A 15,372-nucleotide genomic window follows, 5' to 3' on the forward strand; every position below is an offset into this window, starting at 1 on the left:
CGATCATGCGCATATTTCTGTCGGCCTTGGCACTGAGCCTTTTAACGCAATTAGCCGCGGCGATGGCCGACGAGTCGCAGCGGTTGCACCTGCTGGGTCGCTCCACGGTGGAGGGTTCTCAGGTCAAGCTGGATGAAAAAGACTGGCAATGGCTACGCGATAAGCGGGTCCTGCGTCTGGGGGTAACGGGGGCGGATTACCCGCCGTTCGAAGTGACGCGCCACCGCGATGAGCTGGAGGGCATCACGGCCGATTACGCCGAGCTGCTGGGGCAACTGCTGCATGTCAAAATCGACGTGCTGCGTTATGCCACCCGTGAAGCCGCCATGGACGCCCTCAAACGCCATGAGCTGGATCTGCTCGGAACCTCGAACAACTTCGAAGCGACTGACCCCGCGCTGACCCGGTCCCGAGCCTATGCCGAAGATCAGCCGATGCTGGTCACTCGACTGGACGAGCGAATGCCTGTCGATCTTGCCGGCAAACGTATCGCCATGGTCGAAGACTATTTGTCAGCCCAGACGGTGGAGGCCTTCTATCCCGACGCGACCTTGCAGCGCTATCCCTCGGCACTCGACGCGCTCGGAGCGGTAGCGTTCGGGCCGGACGATGTGTACCTCGGCGACTTCATCAGCGCCAATTACCTGATCAACAATAACTACCTCAACAATGTCCATCTGGCGGGGCCTTCCGGTCTGGATGCCAATCCGTTCGGCTTCGCTTTGGCGAAGGACAATCCGCGTCTCAAAAGCATCATCGACAAGGCTCTGGCGGCGATTCCGATGGACCAGCGCGCGGTCATCGAGGTGCGTTGGAGTGCCGGCAGGGCCAATACAGCGGGTCAACAGCCGGTGCGTTTGAGCCCCGGTGAACAACGCTGGGTGGACCGGCATCCGACGGTCACTGTCGGCGCGATCGACAACTTTGCCCCGCTGACGTTCTACGATGCCCAAGGCCGGCTCAGCGGGTTGACGGCCCAGTTGCTGACGCTGATCAGCCAACGCAGCGGTTTGACCTTTCAGGTGCAACGCGGCCACTCTCTGGACCGGCAAATCGAGCAACTCCAGGACGGCGAGATCGATCTATTACCTGTGATCACCCCCAGTACCGAGCGTGATGACACGTTGCTCTTTACCCGCGCCTACCTCAGCAATCCATTTGTACTGGTCAGTGCAACGACGAGGGGCAGCCCCAGGACGCTGGACGATCTGGCCGGTAAACGCCTGGCGATTTATCGCGGTCATCCGTTGTTCGGGTTCATGCAGGCCCGGGCGCCGCAGGTGCGCCTGGTCGAAGTGCAAAGCCCGGCCGAGGGTATGGAATGGGTGATCAAGGGGCAGGCTGATGCGACGCTCAGTTCATTGATGGTCGCCCGTTACCTGATCACTCGGCATTACCGTGATCGTCTGCGCGTCAGCAGCACCGTGGGCGATCAACCCGCCCGAATCGCCTTGGCCACGCACCGCGGCGCGCAGGAGTTGCACTCGATTCTGAACAAGGCATTGCTGAGCATTTCGCCTCAGGAAATGGACGATCTGGTGGCCCGCTGGAGTCATGATGTGGTGCTGGATGACAGCTATTGGCTGCGTCACCGTAAGAGTATTTTTCAGGCCTTTGCCGTGGCTGGCACCTTGCTGTTGTTCGCTTTTGGCTGGATCGCCTGGCAGCGCCGACAGATCCGCCAGCGCCAGCAATGGTTGCAGCAATTGCAGGACGCCAAAAACGAGGCGGACGATGCCAACCGCGCCAAAACCACCTTTCTGGCGGCCATGAGTCATGAGATTCGCACGCCAATGAACGCCCTGATAGGCATGCTTGAATTGGCCCTCAAACGTGCCGACGAGGGCGTCACCGACCGTTTCGCCATTGAGTTGGCGTCCGGTGCCGCACAACAATTGCTGGCGCTGATCGGTGACATTCTGGACATCGCCCGTATCGAGTCCGGGCATTTATTCCTGACACCTGGGCGCGCCAATCTTCGGGGGCTGGTGGAATCGGTGTGTCGGGTTTTCGAAGGCCTTGCACGGCAGAATGAGTTGGCGTGGCGCATCGATCTGGATGAGCACAGCGACTGCGACGTGTTGATCGACCCCACCCGTTTCAAGCAGGTGCTGTCCAATCTGCTGAGCAACGCCGTCAAGTTCACCCGTGAGGGTGAGATCAGCCTGACGCTGCGGGTAACGCCCGTTACGCCGGGGCATCTGGCGGTCAGTGTGCGCATTGAAGACACCGGCATTGGCATCAGCGCCGTCGACCGGCAACGGTTATTCAGCCCGTTCGCCCAAGCCAGCAATAACCGGCAATCTGCTCGCGGCGGCTCCGGGTTGGGCCTGGTGATCAGCCGCACTTTGTGCGAAATGATGGGCGGCCGGTTGCAACTCGACAGCGTCCTCGGACAAGGCACGCGGGTGGACATCAACCTTGAGCTGATCGCATTGCAACCGTTGTCTTCCATTGAGGCAGTGGATAGCGGGCTGCAGGCGCCGACGCCGCCGCTGACGATTCTGGTGGTCGACGATCACCCGATTAATCGGCTGTTATTGTCATGGCAACTGTGTGATCTGGGGCATCACGTCATGCAGGCTGCGGATGGCGAGCGAGGACTTGAGCTGTGGCACGAGCATGAGTTCGATCTGGTGGTTACCGACTGCAATATGCCCAGACTCAGTGGTTATGAACTGGCGGGGGCAATCCGCGATGAAGAGTGCGCCCAGGGATTACCGCCGACGCTGATTCTGGGCTTTACCGCCAATGCGCAGCCCGAGGAAAAAGTCCGTTGCGTGGAGGCAGGTATGGACGATTGCCTGTTCAAACCCATCCTGCTGGCGGATTTGAGGGCATGGTTGGCTGCCAGGTTTGTGAGCGAATTGCCAGAGGTGCTCGAAGAGCAACCTAATGCAGAGATGGACTTGAGTGGCCTGGAGCAGTACGTCGGTGCGGACCGTACGCTGCTGGATCACTTGGTTCGCGAACTGATCGTGACTAATCGGGCTGATCGGGAGAACCTGCTTCAAGCGCGCGGCAATCGCCATGTTCTGCGAGACCTGGCGCACCGTATCAAGGGCAGTGCGCGCATGGTCCGGGCGGCACGCTTGATCAAGAGCTGCGAGCATCTGGAGCATGTTATCGACAAAGATGACCCGGCGGCGGTTGATGCAGCTATCGACCAATTGAAGGACGCGATGTCATCGTTGGACGAGCATTTGAGCCAAGGCTAGCGGGATCTTTTCAAGCAATATCGCTATGGCTGAATTCCTCACCCAGAAAGTCGATCAAGGCCCGCACCGACGGCAGTAATCCGCGTCGTGAGGGGAAGATCGCATGCACGATCCCACACTTGGGTGTCCAGCCCGGCACCAGTTCCACCAAGCGACCAGTAGCGATGTCATCGCGCACTACCACGTTCGGCAGGTGGGCGATGCCAATGCCGGCGAGCACCGCGTGACGCAAGGCCAGCAAGTCGTCGGTGACCATCCGCGGGGTATGACGAATCAGCGCGCTGGCGCCGTCGGCGCCGAACAATTCCCACTGATATTCACGCTGCGCGCCACCCCAATGCACGCTCGGCAGGCCGCTGAGGTCAGCCGGTGTGGCCGGTGACGACAAGCGCTGCAAAAATGCTGGAATGCCCACCAGGCATTGGGTGCTGTTGCCCAGCACCTTCATCACCATGTCGGTGTTTTCCAACGGTGGAAAGCGCACTCGCAGAGCGATATCGAACCCTTCGTGGATCAGATCGACCCGGCGGTTGGTGCTTTCGATAAACAACTCCACCAACGGGTATTTGAGCATGTAGCGGGTCAGCATCGGTCCGACCCAAGTGTTCAGCAACGCGGTCGGGCAACTGATGCGCACCAGACCCTGGGGTTCGGAGCGATTGCGCTCGATCAGCTCGGCGGCGCTTTCGGCTTCCACCCGCATGGCCAGGCAACGCTGGTAATACGCCTGGCCGATTTCGGTCAACGAGCAATGCCGACTGGTGCGGTGCAGCAGCCGCACGCCGAGGCGTTCTTCGAGCTCGGCGATGCGTCGGCTGAGCTTGGATTTGGGCATGTCCAGCGCGCGGCCGGCGGGGGCGAAACCGCGATGTTCCACCACCTGAGTGAAGTAGTACAGGGTGTTGAGGTCTTCCACCATCGTTCTCCAAATAGAACGCTAAGGCTGATTTTTGCAGTCTAGCGCACCAAAGGCGCCGGTTTTAAGCTTTGTCCATCGCGTCACACAACAGATTTGGAGGCAAAGATGAAAAACATCATCGGTATCTACACCAGCCCACGAACCCATTGGGTCGGCGACGGTTTTCCGGTTCGCACGCTGTTTTCCTACGACAACCTGGGTAAACACATCAGCCCGTTTCTGCTGCTGGATCACGCCGGCCCTGCCGAATTCACCCCCACCACCGAGCGTCGTGGCGTTGGTCAGCATCCGCACCGTGGTTTCGAAACCGTGACTATCGTTTACAAGGGCGAAGTGGAACACCGCGACTCCACCGGCAGCGGTGGCAAGATCGGCCCCGGCGACGTGCAATGGATGACCGCAGCCTCGGGGATTCTTCATGAAGAGTTCCACTCCGAAGGTTTCGCCAAGAGCGGCGGCACCCTGGAAATGGTGCAGCTGTGGGTCAACCTGCCGGCCAGGGACAAGATGGCCGAGCCCGGATACCAGACGATTCTCGACGGTGACATCCCGAGTATCCCACTGAAGAACAACACCGGCAGCCTGCGTTTGATCGCCGGTGAGTTCGAAGGCCATAGCGGCCCGGCGCGGACCTTTACGCCAATCGACGTGTGGGACGTTCGCTTGAACGCCGGCAAGTTGTTGACCCTGGATCTGCACGAAGGGCGCAACACGGCACTGGTGGTGCTGCGCGGCACGGTTCAGGTCAACGGTGTGGAACTGGTGCGAGAAGGGCAATTGGCGTTGTTTGAGCGCGACGGCGATCAGCTCAGTCTGGAAGCCAATAACGACGCCGTGGTGCTGCTGCTCAGCGGCGAGCCGATCGACGAACCCATCGTCGGCCACGGCCCGTTCGTGATGAACACCGAGCAAGAAATTCACCAGGCCTTTGCCGACTTCCAGTCGGGACGCTTTGGCCGGATGAGTGATTGAAATCATTGTTGTAGCGCTATGGCGTGCCGGGCTTGGCTGACAACGCATGCCTGGCCACGTTGAAACGAAAAAACAGAGTTCACTTACGCCGGCCCGTTCGGCATCGATAACAAGCGAGGATTACCCCATGACTACTTCCTACAAACGTCTCGACAAAGATAACGCCGCCGTTCTGCTGGTCGATCACCAGGCGGGTTTGCTTTCTCTGGTGCGCGACATCGATCCGGACCGTTTCAAGAACAACGTGCTGGCCCTGGCCGACCTGGCGAAGTACTTCAAGCTGCCAACGATTCTGACCACCAGTTTCGAGACTGGCCCCAACGGCCCACTGGTGCCGGAACTCAAGGCACTGTTCCCGGACGCGCCGTACATCGCTCGCCCAGGCCAGATCAATGCCTGGGATAACGAAGACTTCGTCAAGGCGATCAAGGCCACTGGCAAGAAACAACTGATCATCGCGGGTGTGGTGACCGAGGTTTGTGTGGCGTTCCCGGCACTGTCGGCCCTGGCCGAAGGTTTTGAGGTGTTCGTGGTGACCGATGCTTCCGGCACGTTCAACGAACTGACCCGTCAATCGGCGTGGGATCGCATGTCGTCCTCCGGCGCCCAGCTGATGACCTGGTTTGGCCTGGCCTGTGAACTGCATCGCGACTGGCGCAACGACGTGGAAGGCTTGGGCACCTTGTTCTCCAACCACATCCCGGACTACCGCAACCTGTTTACCAGCTACAACGCGCTGACTAACGCCAAGTAACACCGATCAACTGTGGGAGCGAGCCTGCTCGCGATAGCGGTCCGACAGTCACTGCAAATGTGTCTGTTCAACCGCCATCGCGAGCAGGCTCGCTCCCACAGTATTTTGTGTTGTTCTCAGGCCATCAATTGCTCCTACACTGTGCCCAATCTGTGAGATCTTCCCGCCATTTGCCCTTGCTGGAGTCGCTCGATGCTGTCACTGCTCACCGAACACCCATTGCTCAGCGCGCTGACGCTGATCCTGATCGATCTGGGATTGTGGCGTTTGATCACGGCCAGCGGCAGCAACTGGAAGCTGGCGGTGCGGGTGGTGATTTTCGCGCTGTTCAGCATGCTGCTGTTCAACGAAGGCATGAACCCCATGGAGCCGGCGCCCTGGGCCGACAACGTGCCGTTGCACCTGGCGGCGACCGGTTTGCAAATTGGCTGGTGGCTGTTCGCTGCGCGCACCCTGACGGTATTGATCGGCACGGTGATGATGCAACGGGTCGGGCACACCGGGCGTTTGCTGCAGGATCTGCTCGGCGCGGTGATTTTCCTGATCGCGGTCATCGCCGCCCTGGCGTACGTACTCGAATTGCCGGTCAAGGGCGTGCTGGCAACGTCCGGCGCGTTGGCTATCATCGTCGGCCTGGCCTTGCAAAGTACCCTCAGCGACGTGTTCTCCGGGATCGTCCTCAATACCACCAAACCCTATCAACTGGATGACTGGATCTCCATCGACGGCACCGAAGGCCGGGTCATCGACATCGACTGGCGCGCCACGCGCCTGCAAACCGCGCAAGGCAGCATGGCGGTGATTCCCAACTCCCTGGCAGCCAAGGCCAAGATCATCAACTTCAGCCGGCCCAGTGACATTTTCGGTGTCTCCGTCAGCTTGCAACTGAGCCCGCACGCACGTCCGCAAACGGTGATCGACGCGTTGGAACGGGCGATGCAAGGATGCCGCTATCTGTTGAATAAACCGGCGCCATGCGTAGCGTTGAAAGGCTCCAGCGCCACGGGCGTGGAATACGAAATCAGTGGTTTCGTCGTCTCGATGGACCAGAAACGCATGGTTCGCAATCTGCTGTTCGACCTGGCGTTCCGGCACTTGCAGGCCAGCGGTGTCAGCCTGTTGTCGAACGTCGAACCGAACGCACCGGCCAACCTGTCGCGGCCACGGGCATTGCTGGACGCCTCGAACATTTTCTCGACGCTGCGTCAGGATGAGAAAGAAACCTTCAGTCAGAACATGACACTGCAAACTTTCCGCCCTGGTGAAATGATTCTGCCGGCGGGGGAGGTCAGCGATCATTTGTTCATCATCGAATCCGGCGTCGTGTCGGTGGAGCTGAGCCGCCGTGGGGTCAAGTTCGAAACCGGGCGCATGGGGCCGGGCGAGGTGATCGGCGAGGGCGGGATTTTGTCCGATACGGCGATGCCGGCAGACTTTATCGCCAAGACGGTCTGCAGCTTGTACCGGATCGAGAAGGAATACCTCCAACCGTGCCTGGATGCGCGGCATGACATCGGCGAAGCGATGAAGGCGTTGCTGGATTTTCGCTTGAACAAGGCTCAGACGCTGATTCAGGAAACACCCAAGGTGGTGGAGAAGAAAGGTTTTTTGCAGTGGTTGCGCAAGCGTAGCGGCTGATGTGTTGGTTGCCTGTTCCGGCCCTTCGCGAGCAAGCCCGCTCCCACATTAGATCTTCAGTGAACACAGGTTTTGTGTCCGGCGAAGATCCAATGTGGGAGCGGGCTTGCTCGCGAAGGGGCCAGAAGAGTCACCCCAATCCAGTGGTCCATTGGCATCCTCAACTTCCCAATAATTGGCTATTTGTTCAGCTCCATGTTGGCATTAACGTAGCTCCAACCCCACCCGTAATTGGAGCTCACCATGCAACCTCGTATTGATTTCTACACCGCCTCCCCAGACGGTCTCAAAGCCATGATCGCCCTGGAAACCGCTGTCTCGAAACTGCCGCTGGAAAAGTCGCTGATCGAACTGGTGAAGCTGCGCGCTTCACAGATCAACGGCTGCGCCTTTTGCATCGACATGCACACTGCCGATGCCCGCAAGGATGGTGAAACCGAGCGTCGGCTGTACACCTTGTCGGCGTGGCGTGAAACGCCGTTCTTCACCCCCCGTGAACGGGCGGCGCTGGCCTGGACCGAATCCTTGACGCAGCTGAGCCTGACCCACGCCCCGGATGAGGACTATGCGCTGCTCAGCGCCGAGTTCAGCCCCAAGGAAATGGTCGACCTGACCGTGGCGATTTCCACCATCAACAGCTGGAATCGCCTGGCCGTGGGTTTTCGCAAAATGCCTCAGGCGTAACGCCTGGCTCTAATTTCAGTCAGTTAAGACGCAAAACCTGTGGGAGCGGCGGTGCGGCGATCCGACTTGCTCGCGAAAGCGGCATGTCAGGCGACATCAATGTTGATTGTGCTGCCGTCTTCGCGAGCAAGCCCGCTCCCACCTGGATTACGCGTTGTTGAGTCGCTGTTAATCAGCGAATCCCCCTACAGCTATTTCCACCTTTCCCGACTTCTTTCCTGATCGATCCCCCGCAAAGTCCTCGCGCCTAATTTTCTGCGCGAGGGATTGCTCATGTTCGACTCCTTTTATCCAACAACTCCGTACTTCTCGGTGTGTTGATGGAGCACGTTACCCGCATCGAGGAGGAACTCGACAACTTTCCGCACACCCTCTCGCTCTATCGCGAACAGCTCAATCACTGGTTCAGCCAGACCGCCGACCAGGCCAGCCACGTGGCGGATCTGCCGTCGCTGATGGGCATGGAGCGGATCATTTGGTTCGGCAATGCCGGCACCGCCGTGAGCAGTGGTGACGACGACTTTATCTCCACCGTCGTCCAGTGCCCGAAAGGCGGGATTCTGGAAATCGAGAGCAAGTTCGAATCGGTTTATGACATTCCGTTGGGGAATATTCAGGTCCATGTGATTGCGGAGGATGGGGGTAAGTCGACGCCGGTCACGCTCGATGAAAACGGCAAGGGAACATTCCGAGGGGAAGAGGGCAAGTTCTACCGCGTTCACGTTCAGGGTGAAGTTACTCCGAAGCAAGTCAATGACCTTTTTGATTCCTACAAAGGCCTGACCACCGAGCTGGAAGGCTGGCTACGCAAGGAATGGGAGGGGTTCAAACCGCAATGGTCGCAGTCGACTTTTGCGGCTACCGGTAACGGCATGCTGGCGGGCAGTTGGGCGGCGGTCATCGGTGTTTGGGACAGCCTCAGCCTGCTCTCGGACATTCTTCAGGATCCCCGAAAATTTGCTGAACGGCTGGGCAGCGGCGCCGATGAGTTGGCCAGGCTCGCGGAGACGGCGCCGGAGGTCATAGCCAAAGTCCAGCTGCTGGCCAGTGACGAAGCGGCGCTCTGTTTACTGCTGCGTACGGCGAGTCTCTGGCTGGAAATGCTCCCGCCCAGCGAGATCGCTGGCAACACGGCGGAGGTGACCAGCCAAGTCATTGTTTCGGTGCTGATCGATATTCTGATTGCTTTGGCGTTGGCCTGGACGGGTGTCGGTATACCCGCCGCCAAGGCCTATCTCACACTTCGCGGGATTAAGTACGGGGCGTTGTTGGCTGGCCTTGCGATGCGCTTCGTCGAGGCCACTTTCAATATCCTCAACACCTTCATGAAGTACGTCGACCAGTACAAAGCAGTCGCCGCACGCGGTGTGGCAGCGGGTCTGAAAAAAGGTCGGATGCAACTGCGCTGGGATGCCAAGCGCAACACTACGCTCAAGCAAAACGAACACCACGACAACGTCCCGGATCAAGCAAAAAACCCCAACGGCGACAGTGCCGACTCCGCCAATAAAACTGCCACCAACAAATGCCCGGTGTCGATGGTCACCGGCGAAGAACTGCTGACCCTCTCCGACGGTGCGCTGGACGGCATCCTGCCGTTCGACTTCACCCGGCTCTATCGCACCAGTGCTGCCGAGATCGACTGCGGGCTGGGTTTTGGCTGGAGTCATTCGCTCGCCCATCGGTTGGAAATCGACGGCGATCAGGTTATCTGGATCGACCACGAAAACCGTCGCACCCCGTTTCCATTACCGAGCAGCGAACGCCCGGCGATTCACAACAGCCTGTCACGCGCAGCGATTTATCTCGGCGCTGAACCCGAAGAACTGATCCTCGCCCAGGCCGGCGACGACACGCGGTTTTACCACTTTCACAACGGTCGGCTGACGGCGATCAGCGACGCGTACGACAACCGCCTGCGCATCACCCGCGACCGCCAGCAGCGCATTCAACGTCTCGACAACGGCGCCGGCCGCGCCTTGCTGTTGCGCTATGACCGCGCCCACCTGATTGCCGTCGACTATCAGGTGTTTGTTCCAGCGCAGACCCTCGACGAAGCCTGGCACACCGAGCAGACGCTGGTCAGTTACCACTACGACGAATGCGCTCAGCTGATCGAAGCGAGCAACGCTGCCGGCGAGAGCGAGCGTTACGACTACGACGACCGGCACGTGATTCTGCAGCGGCAACTGGCTGGTGGGGCGAGTTTCTTCTGGGCGTGGGAACGGTCCGGCAAGGCGGCCCGTTGCGTCCGGCACTGGGCGTCGTTTGCGCAGATGGATGCGTGCTACGTCTGGGACGATCAGGGCAGCGTCACGGTTCATAACGTCGATGGCAGCCAAGAGGTTTATGTCCACGATGACCGCGCGCGGCTGGTGCGCAAGGTCGAGCTGGATGGTGGCGAAAACCTCAAGGCCTATGACGATCAGGGTCGGCTAATTGCTGAGCAGGATCCGCTCGGGGCCGTCACCGAATACCGTTACGACGAAGTTGGGCGGTTGGTGGCGCTGATTCCGCCGGAAGACGAGCCGACGGCCTACGAGTATCGCAACGGATTCCTGCATGCGCGCTATCGCGGCAAAGCGGTGTGGAAATATCAGCGCAATGCTCAGGGGGACGTCAGCGAAGCCACCGATCCCGATGGTCAGGTCACCCATTATCACTACGACGCTCAGGGGCGGCTGCTGTCGATCCGCTACCCGGACACCAGCCGCCATGTGTTCGTCTGGAATGCCTTGGGGCAGTTGCTCGAAGAGACCTTGCCGGACGGTGGTCAGCGGCGCTTTTCCTACGACGCATTGGGCCGGCAGACGACCCGTCAGGACGAACACGGTGCTGTTACCCAATACCAATGGGATGCCGTCGGCCGACTGGTTCAGACCACGCTGCCTACCGGCGCCACTCGCGGATTCAGCTACAACGCCTACGGCAAGATCACCGCCGAACGCGATGAACTGGGTCGCGTCACCCGTTACGAATACGCCGACGACCTGCACCTGGTCAGTCGCCGGATCAACCCCGATGGCACCCAGCTCAAGTATCGCTACGACAACGCACAACTGCTGCTGACGGAAATCGAAAACGAATCCGGCGAACACTATCGACTGGACTACACGCCCAATGGCTTGATCCGACAGGAAACCGGTTTCGACGGACAGCGCACTGCCTACGCCTATGACCTCAATGGGCACTTGCTGGAAAAAACCGAGTTTGGCGATGACGGCTCGCAGCTGGTCACGGCTTATGAGCGGGACTCGGCCGGACGGTTGCTAACCAAGACCCTGCCTGACGGTATCCAGGTCGAGTACCGCTACGACTCGCTGGGTCGACTGGTCAGCGTCGACGATGGCCACGATCACCCGCTGGAATTCGAGTACGACCGGCAGGACCGGCTGATCACCGAACACCAGGGTTGGGGCACGTTGCGTTATGGCTACGACGCCTGCGGCCAGCTCAAGCGCCTGCGCCTGCCGGACGGCAGTAAACTTGATTACCACCACGCCAAGGGCGGCGCGCTGACGGCCATCGACCTCAACGGCACACGTCTTACAACCCACACGTACAAATCCGGCCGCGAACAGCAACGTCAGCAAGGTCTGTTGCTCAGCGAATACGCCTACGACGACCAAGGTCGGCTGAAAGCCCACGCTGTCAGTCAACAGCAAAAAAACCTGTACCGCCGCGACTATGCCTACAGCCTCAACGGCAATCTCGACCACATCGCCGACACCCGCCACGGCCAGCGCAGCTACCAGTACGACCCGCTCAATCGCCTGACCCGCGTCCGGCACACCCGCGACGACCCACCAGAGACCTTCGCCCACGACCCGGCCGGCAACCTGCTGATGCAGGACCGCCCCGGCGCTGCGAAGGTGCTGGGTAATCGCCTGCTGATGCAAGGCGACCGCCATTACGACTACGACGCCTTCGGTAACCTGATCCGCGAACGCCGCGGCACCGCGCAGAAACTCGTCACCGAATACCGCTACGACTGTCAGCACCGCCTGATCGGCGTCACCACGCCGGACAGTCATTGCTCAAGCTACCGCTACGACGCCTTCGGCCGCCGCATCGCCAAAACCGTCGACGGCAAAACCACCGAGTTCTTCTGGCAGGGCGACCACCTCATCGCCGAAAGCAGCCGCGAGCATTACCGTAGTTACGTCTATGAACCGGGTAGCTTCCGCCCGCTGGCCATGCTCGACGGCAAAGGACCGCGCAAGGCTTGCCCGTTTTATTACCAACTCGATCATCTCGGCACGCCGCAGGAACTGACGGATTACGGTGGCGAGATTGTGTGGTCGTCGAAGTACAACGCCTACGGCAAAGTCACTCGCCTGTCGTTCGGCGGGGTCGAGCAACTTGAGCAACCGCTACGATTTCAAGGGCAGTACTTCGACGCCGAGAGCGGCCTGCATTACAACCGGCATCGCTACTACAATCCGGATATTGGTCGGTACCTGACGCCGGACCCGATCAAGTTGGCGGGTGGGCTGAACCAGTACCAGTACACGCCGAACCCGACGGGGTGGGTTGATCCGTTGGGGTTGAATACCTGCCCAGGGGGGATGGATGTGAGAAACCATCGTTTGGAGAGCAAGATCCGACCGGCAAGGCGGTAATTGACGAAGGTGAGCCTCGTCTGCCTTCTGTGATCCGTGATGTTGATCCAAACAGTCTAAAAAGGACTCATGTGATAGAAGGTAAAGCTTCCACGAAACAAGTAGAAGCAATCGCCAGCAAAATGCAAAAAAATGGGTACGACGATGATTGGCCGATTGATGTTGTGGAGCATAATGGCAGTCGCTATATAGTCGATGGACATCATAGAGCTTCTGCGGCCAGACGAACTCACACAAAAGTTACCATTGTGTTGATAAAGGATCTCGCTGGTCATCACGGTGCTTTTAATGCCTTGGATGAAGTAATGGAGTCCGCTGATAGTGTGGGGCATGACAGATTGATGAGGCCAAGAAGATGAAGAATAAGGATCTGGAGTATTTAATTGACGATTTTTTGATTCAAGTCGATAGAGCTACCGACTTGCTTGAAGAAAAATTTGGTAGAAAATGTATTCTTCGACTTTGGCAGATAAATGAAATCTCACAGCGAGGCATGGTTACAGATAGTATTAGTTATGAGTTGCATGGAGTCGGTTGCAGGGTGAGTTTTCCGGGCATGTGTGTCGACTTCGATTATGGACCCGACGAAAGGGTTGATGGGTTTGATGCGTGGAGACTTTATATGTATGCATGCGAGGTTCCCAGCCTGCATTCGAAGTATATAGATCAGAGTGTGTTGGAGCGCGACTTCAAAGAGTATATAAAACTTGGTAAAGTTGAGAGGGTTTCTGGCTCTATGTCGAGACTATATTTCAAAAATAAACTGCGATGGTAAGGATGCTTTGGATTATTTATTTTCAAAAGCGGATATAGGTGGAATGTATGCAGGGCAAATAAATCTGCCCCCTTTGTCCGTCCCATTACTGAAGAAATAGGGATGAAAATAACCATAAATCTCGTGACTCTTATTGCTAAAGAAGTTTTAGTTGTGTTTTCAACTAATGTCGGGGCCGCAACCGCAGTTTGGCGTGCTACCCCACCGAAAGTAGGTGAACAGTATGATGTCGAATTAGAAGTCGATGATGAGTTTGTTTGGGGAGAGAATGCTTGCTCTTCGCTCAGTAACGCTCACTCTATTGAAGTGATGGATGGCACCGTGACTATGACGGGGACTTTAATTTCAAATGATATGGAGGGCGGCGCAGTTGTTGATGTGGGTGGATCAATAATATTTATTGAGTTGATTGGATGTGCGAAAGCTGATTCGGTGTTAGTGGATTTAAAGGTTAAGAATATAAATGTGTTTCCGACAGGTATCTGAAGATTCAGCAGTTTGTTATCGAGAACAGCTACAAATAAATCCGTCCACTTTTTGCTTTATTTTTGCTTTATATCCGATTAGGTAGAGTGGAAAATGCTTATTGATCCTGGAACTGGGCAGCCGTATATCCCTACATCCTCTTATTTTTTGGGGTGTTTTGATATTTATGATCGTGAAGAGACTCTGGGTGAGGAATTGGAGGGGTTCGATCCTAATGATCCGACGGACAGGGAGGAGCTAATTCTCAAATATTGCCTACCCAGAAAGCGATCATATCGGCAAAGATTTTTACTTTGCAAATGTCTGGAGGAAGCCCTTCAGGACAGACATTATGATTTCCAATCATTGCTGAAGTATGACGCCCGAGGCGTATTCATCATTTCCTGATGGGTGGGATGAGATGAAAAATACCAGGGCATTTTTTGAAGACATTTTTCGCTTGGCAACTGTTGTGTGGGAAGACGACCTTCAAAAAGCCAGCCTTGAAGATCAATCCACTTGGACGACTATCGGTTAGTTGCGTTGATGGTCTTACAGACGGTGAAATTTCCGGGCAAGCCCGTCGGAAGTTCCTTCAACTCGTAGCGGTTTCCATGAACTGGTGCGAAATGTTTTCCATCGATAGTCTCTGGTGGTCACTGAAGATTCAGTGGCAGGGTGTAGGAACCCTTCAAGACTAGAGAGGACGCTTTGGCGTCGACACCTGAATTTGCGGCCATCGACGTGCGTCCGTAAGATCAGTTGCGGCGGCTGTGCGCGGGCACGCTTCGGTGTGGTCGAGTTTGCTCTGGTCTCGATATTCCTACCCCGCGTATAGCTGCCACCCAAGCCTGTAGGAAGGCCGATGGTAGCTCCACTTCTACCAGAGGTATAAAAATGAAAAGTCTTCATCCTGATCCACCCTACGAAAAACCAATTCCCCATCCCAAAAGCCGCTTCATGGCGCTCACCAGCAACTGCACCGACATGCCCACCCTGTTCGTCGATACCCACGCGCCGCTCGATATCTTGACCGACGCCGCCAGCTATCGAATTCGTGCCGTAACGCAAGTGCTCGAAAACATGTCCATGCGCGGCTCGGTCGAGTGCGACTCGATCATCCTCAACGACTTCGCTTTGCTTTGCGCCATTCCGTTACGGGATGGGTGCGATGTGCTGGATGTGATTGGGCGGCGGTTGAGGGCACGGCCTTCGGAGTAGCGCCGAGCGGCTTTTTGTGGCGAGGGAGCTTGCTCCCGCTCGGCTGCGTAGCAGGCGCCAAACCAAGCCTTGCGGTGTACCTGACAAACTCGTGGCGTTGGTTT

Annotated in this window: 10 protein-coding genes and 2 pseudogenes; 11 read left to right on the forward strand and 1 reads right to left on the reverse strand. The window is 57.6% G+C overall.

The window, feature by feature from the left end:
- Positions 1-5 precede the first annotated feature (5 nt).
- Positions 6-3,218 carry a transporter substrate-binding domain-containing protein gene (locus tag AB4O41_RS25990; RefSeq protein ID WP_460145240.1) on the forward strand — a complete coding sequence of 1,071 codons (3,213 nt, stop codon included), beginning with the start codon at positions 6-8 and terminating at the stop codon, positions 3,216-3,218.
- 10 nt (positions 3,219-3,228) lie between these two features.
- Here the strand turns inward: AB4O41_RS25990 and AB4O41_RS25995 are convergent, their stop codons facing one another.
- A complete protein-coding gene (locus AB4O41_RS25995) occupies positions 3,229-4,137 on the reverse strand; it encodes a LysR substrate-binding domain-containing protein (protein WP_460145241.1) in 909 nt (302 codons plus the stop codon).
- A 105-nt stretch (positions 4,138-4,242) separates the two neighbouring features.
- Between AB4O41_RS25995 and AB4O41_RS26000 the strand changes: the two genes are divergently transcribed.
- The 10 genes and pseudogenes from AB4O41_RS26000 (at position 4,243) to AB4O41_RS26045 (ending at position 15,268) form a co-directional block, all read left to right on the forward strand.
- A complete protein-coding gene (locus AB4O41_RS26000) occupies positions 4,243-5,109 on the forward strand; it encodes a pirin family protein (RefSeq protein ID WP_460145242.1) in 867 nt (288 codons plus the stop codon).
- 127 nt (positions 5,110-5,236) lie between these two features.
- Positions 5,237-5,863 (forward strand): isochorismate family cysteine hydrolase YcaC, encoded by a 627-nt coding sequence (gene ycaC, locus AB4O41_RS26005; protein WP_460145243.1) that lies wholly within the window; start codon positions 5,237-5,239, stop codon positions 5,861-5,863.
- Positions 5,864-6,055: 192 nt separating this feature from the next.
- Positions 6,056-7,501: a mechanosensitive ion channel domain-containing protein gene (locus AB4O41_RS26010; protein WP_460145244.1), complete on the forward strand. Its 1,446-nt coding sequence runs from the start codon at positions 6,056-6,058 to the stop codon at positions 7,499-7,501.
- 243 nt (positions 7,502-7,744) lie between these two features.
- The gene (locus tag AB4O41_RS26015) at positions 7,745-8,185 is read left to right on the forward strand and encodes a carboxymuconolactone decarboxylase family protein (protein WP_460145245.1); all 441 of its coding nucleotides are present in this window, start codon (positions 7,745-7,747) and stop codon (positions 8,183-8,185) included.
- Between the two features lie 320 nt (positions 8,186-8,505).
- Positions 8,506-12,839: pseudogene (locus tag AB4O41_RS26020) on the forward strand (RHS repeat-associated core domain-containing protein); the annotation flags it as partial.
- Positions 12,840-12,878: 39 nt separating this feature from the next.
- Entirely contained in the window at positions 12,879-13,166 is a 288-nt protein-coding gene (locus AB4O41_RS26025) for a hypothetical protein (protein ID WP_460148460.1), read from the forward strand.
- Positions 13,163-13,582, forward strand: a complete 420-nt coding sequence (locus AB4O41_RS26030; RefSeq protein ID WP_460145246.1) for a DUF6896 domain-containing protein — start codon at positions 13,163-13,165, stop codon at positions 13,580-13,582. Before AB4O41_RS26025 ends, AB4O41_RS26030 begins: the two co-directional genes overlap by 4 nt.
- 102 nt (positions 13,583-13,684) lie before the next feature.
- Entirely contained in the window at positions 13,685-14,068 is a 384-nt protein-coding gene (locus tag AB4O41_RS26035; protein ID WP_460145247.1) for a hypothetical protein, read from the forward strand.
- A gap of 93 nt (positions 14,069-14,161) precedes the next feature.
- Positions 14,162-14,585, forward strand: a pseudogene (locus tag AB4O41_RS26040) (hypothetical protein).
- 359 nt (positions 14,586-14,944) lie between these two features.
- Positions 14,945-15,268 (forward strand): hypothetical protein, encoded by a 324-nt coding sequence (locus AB4O41_RS26045; RefSeq protein WP_460145248.1) that lies wholly within the window; start codon positions 14,945-14,947, stop codon positions 15,266-15,268.
- Positions 15,269-15,372: the final 104 nt, after the last annotated feature.

Source organism: Pseudomonas sp. S2_A02 (assembly GCF_054668495.1).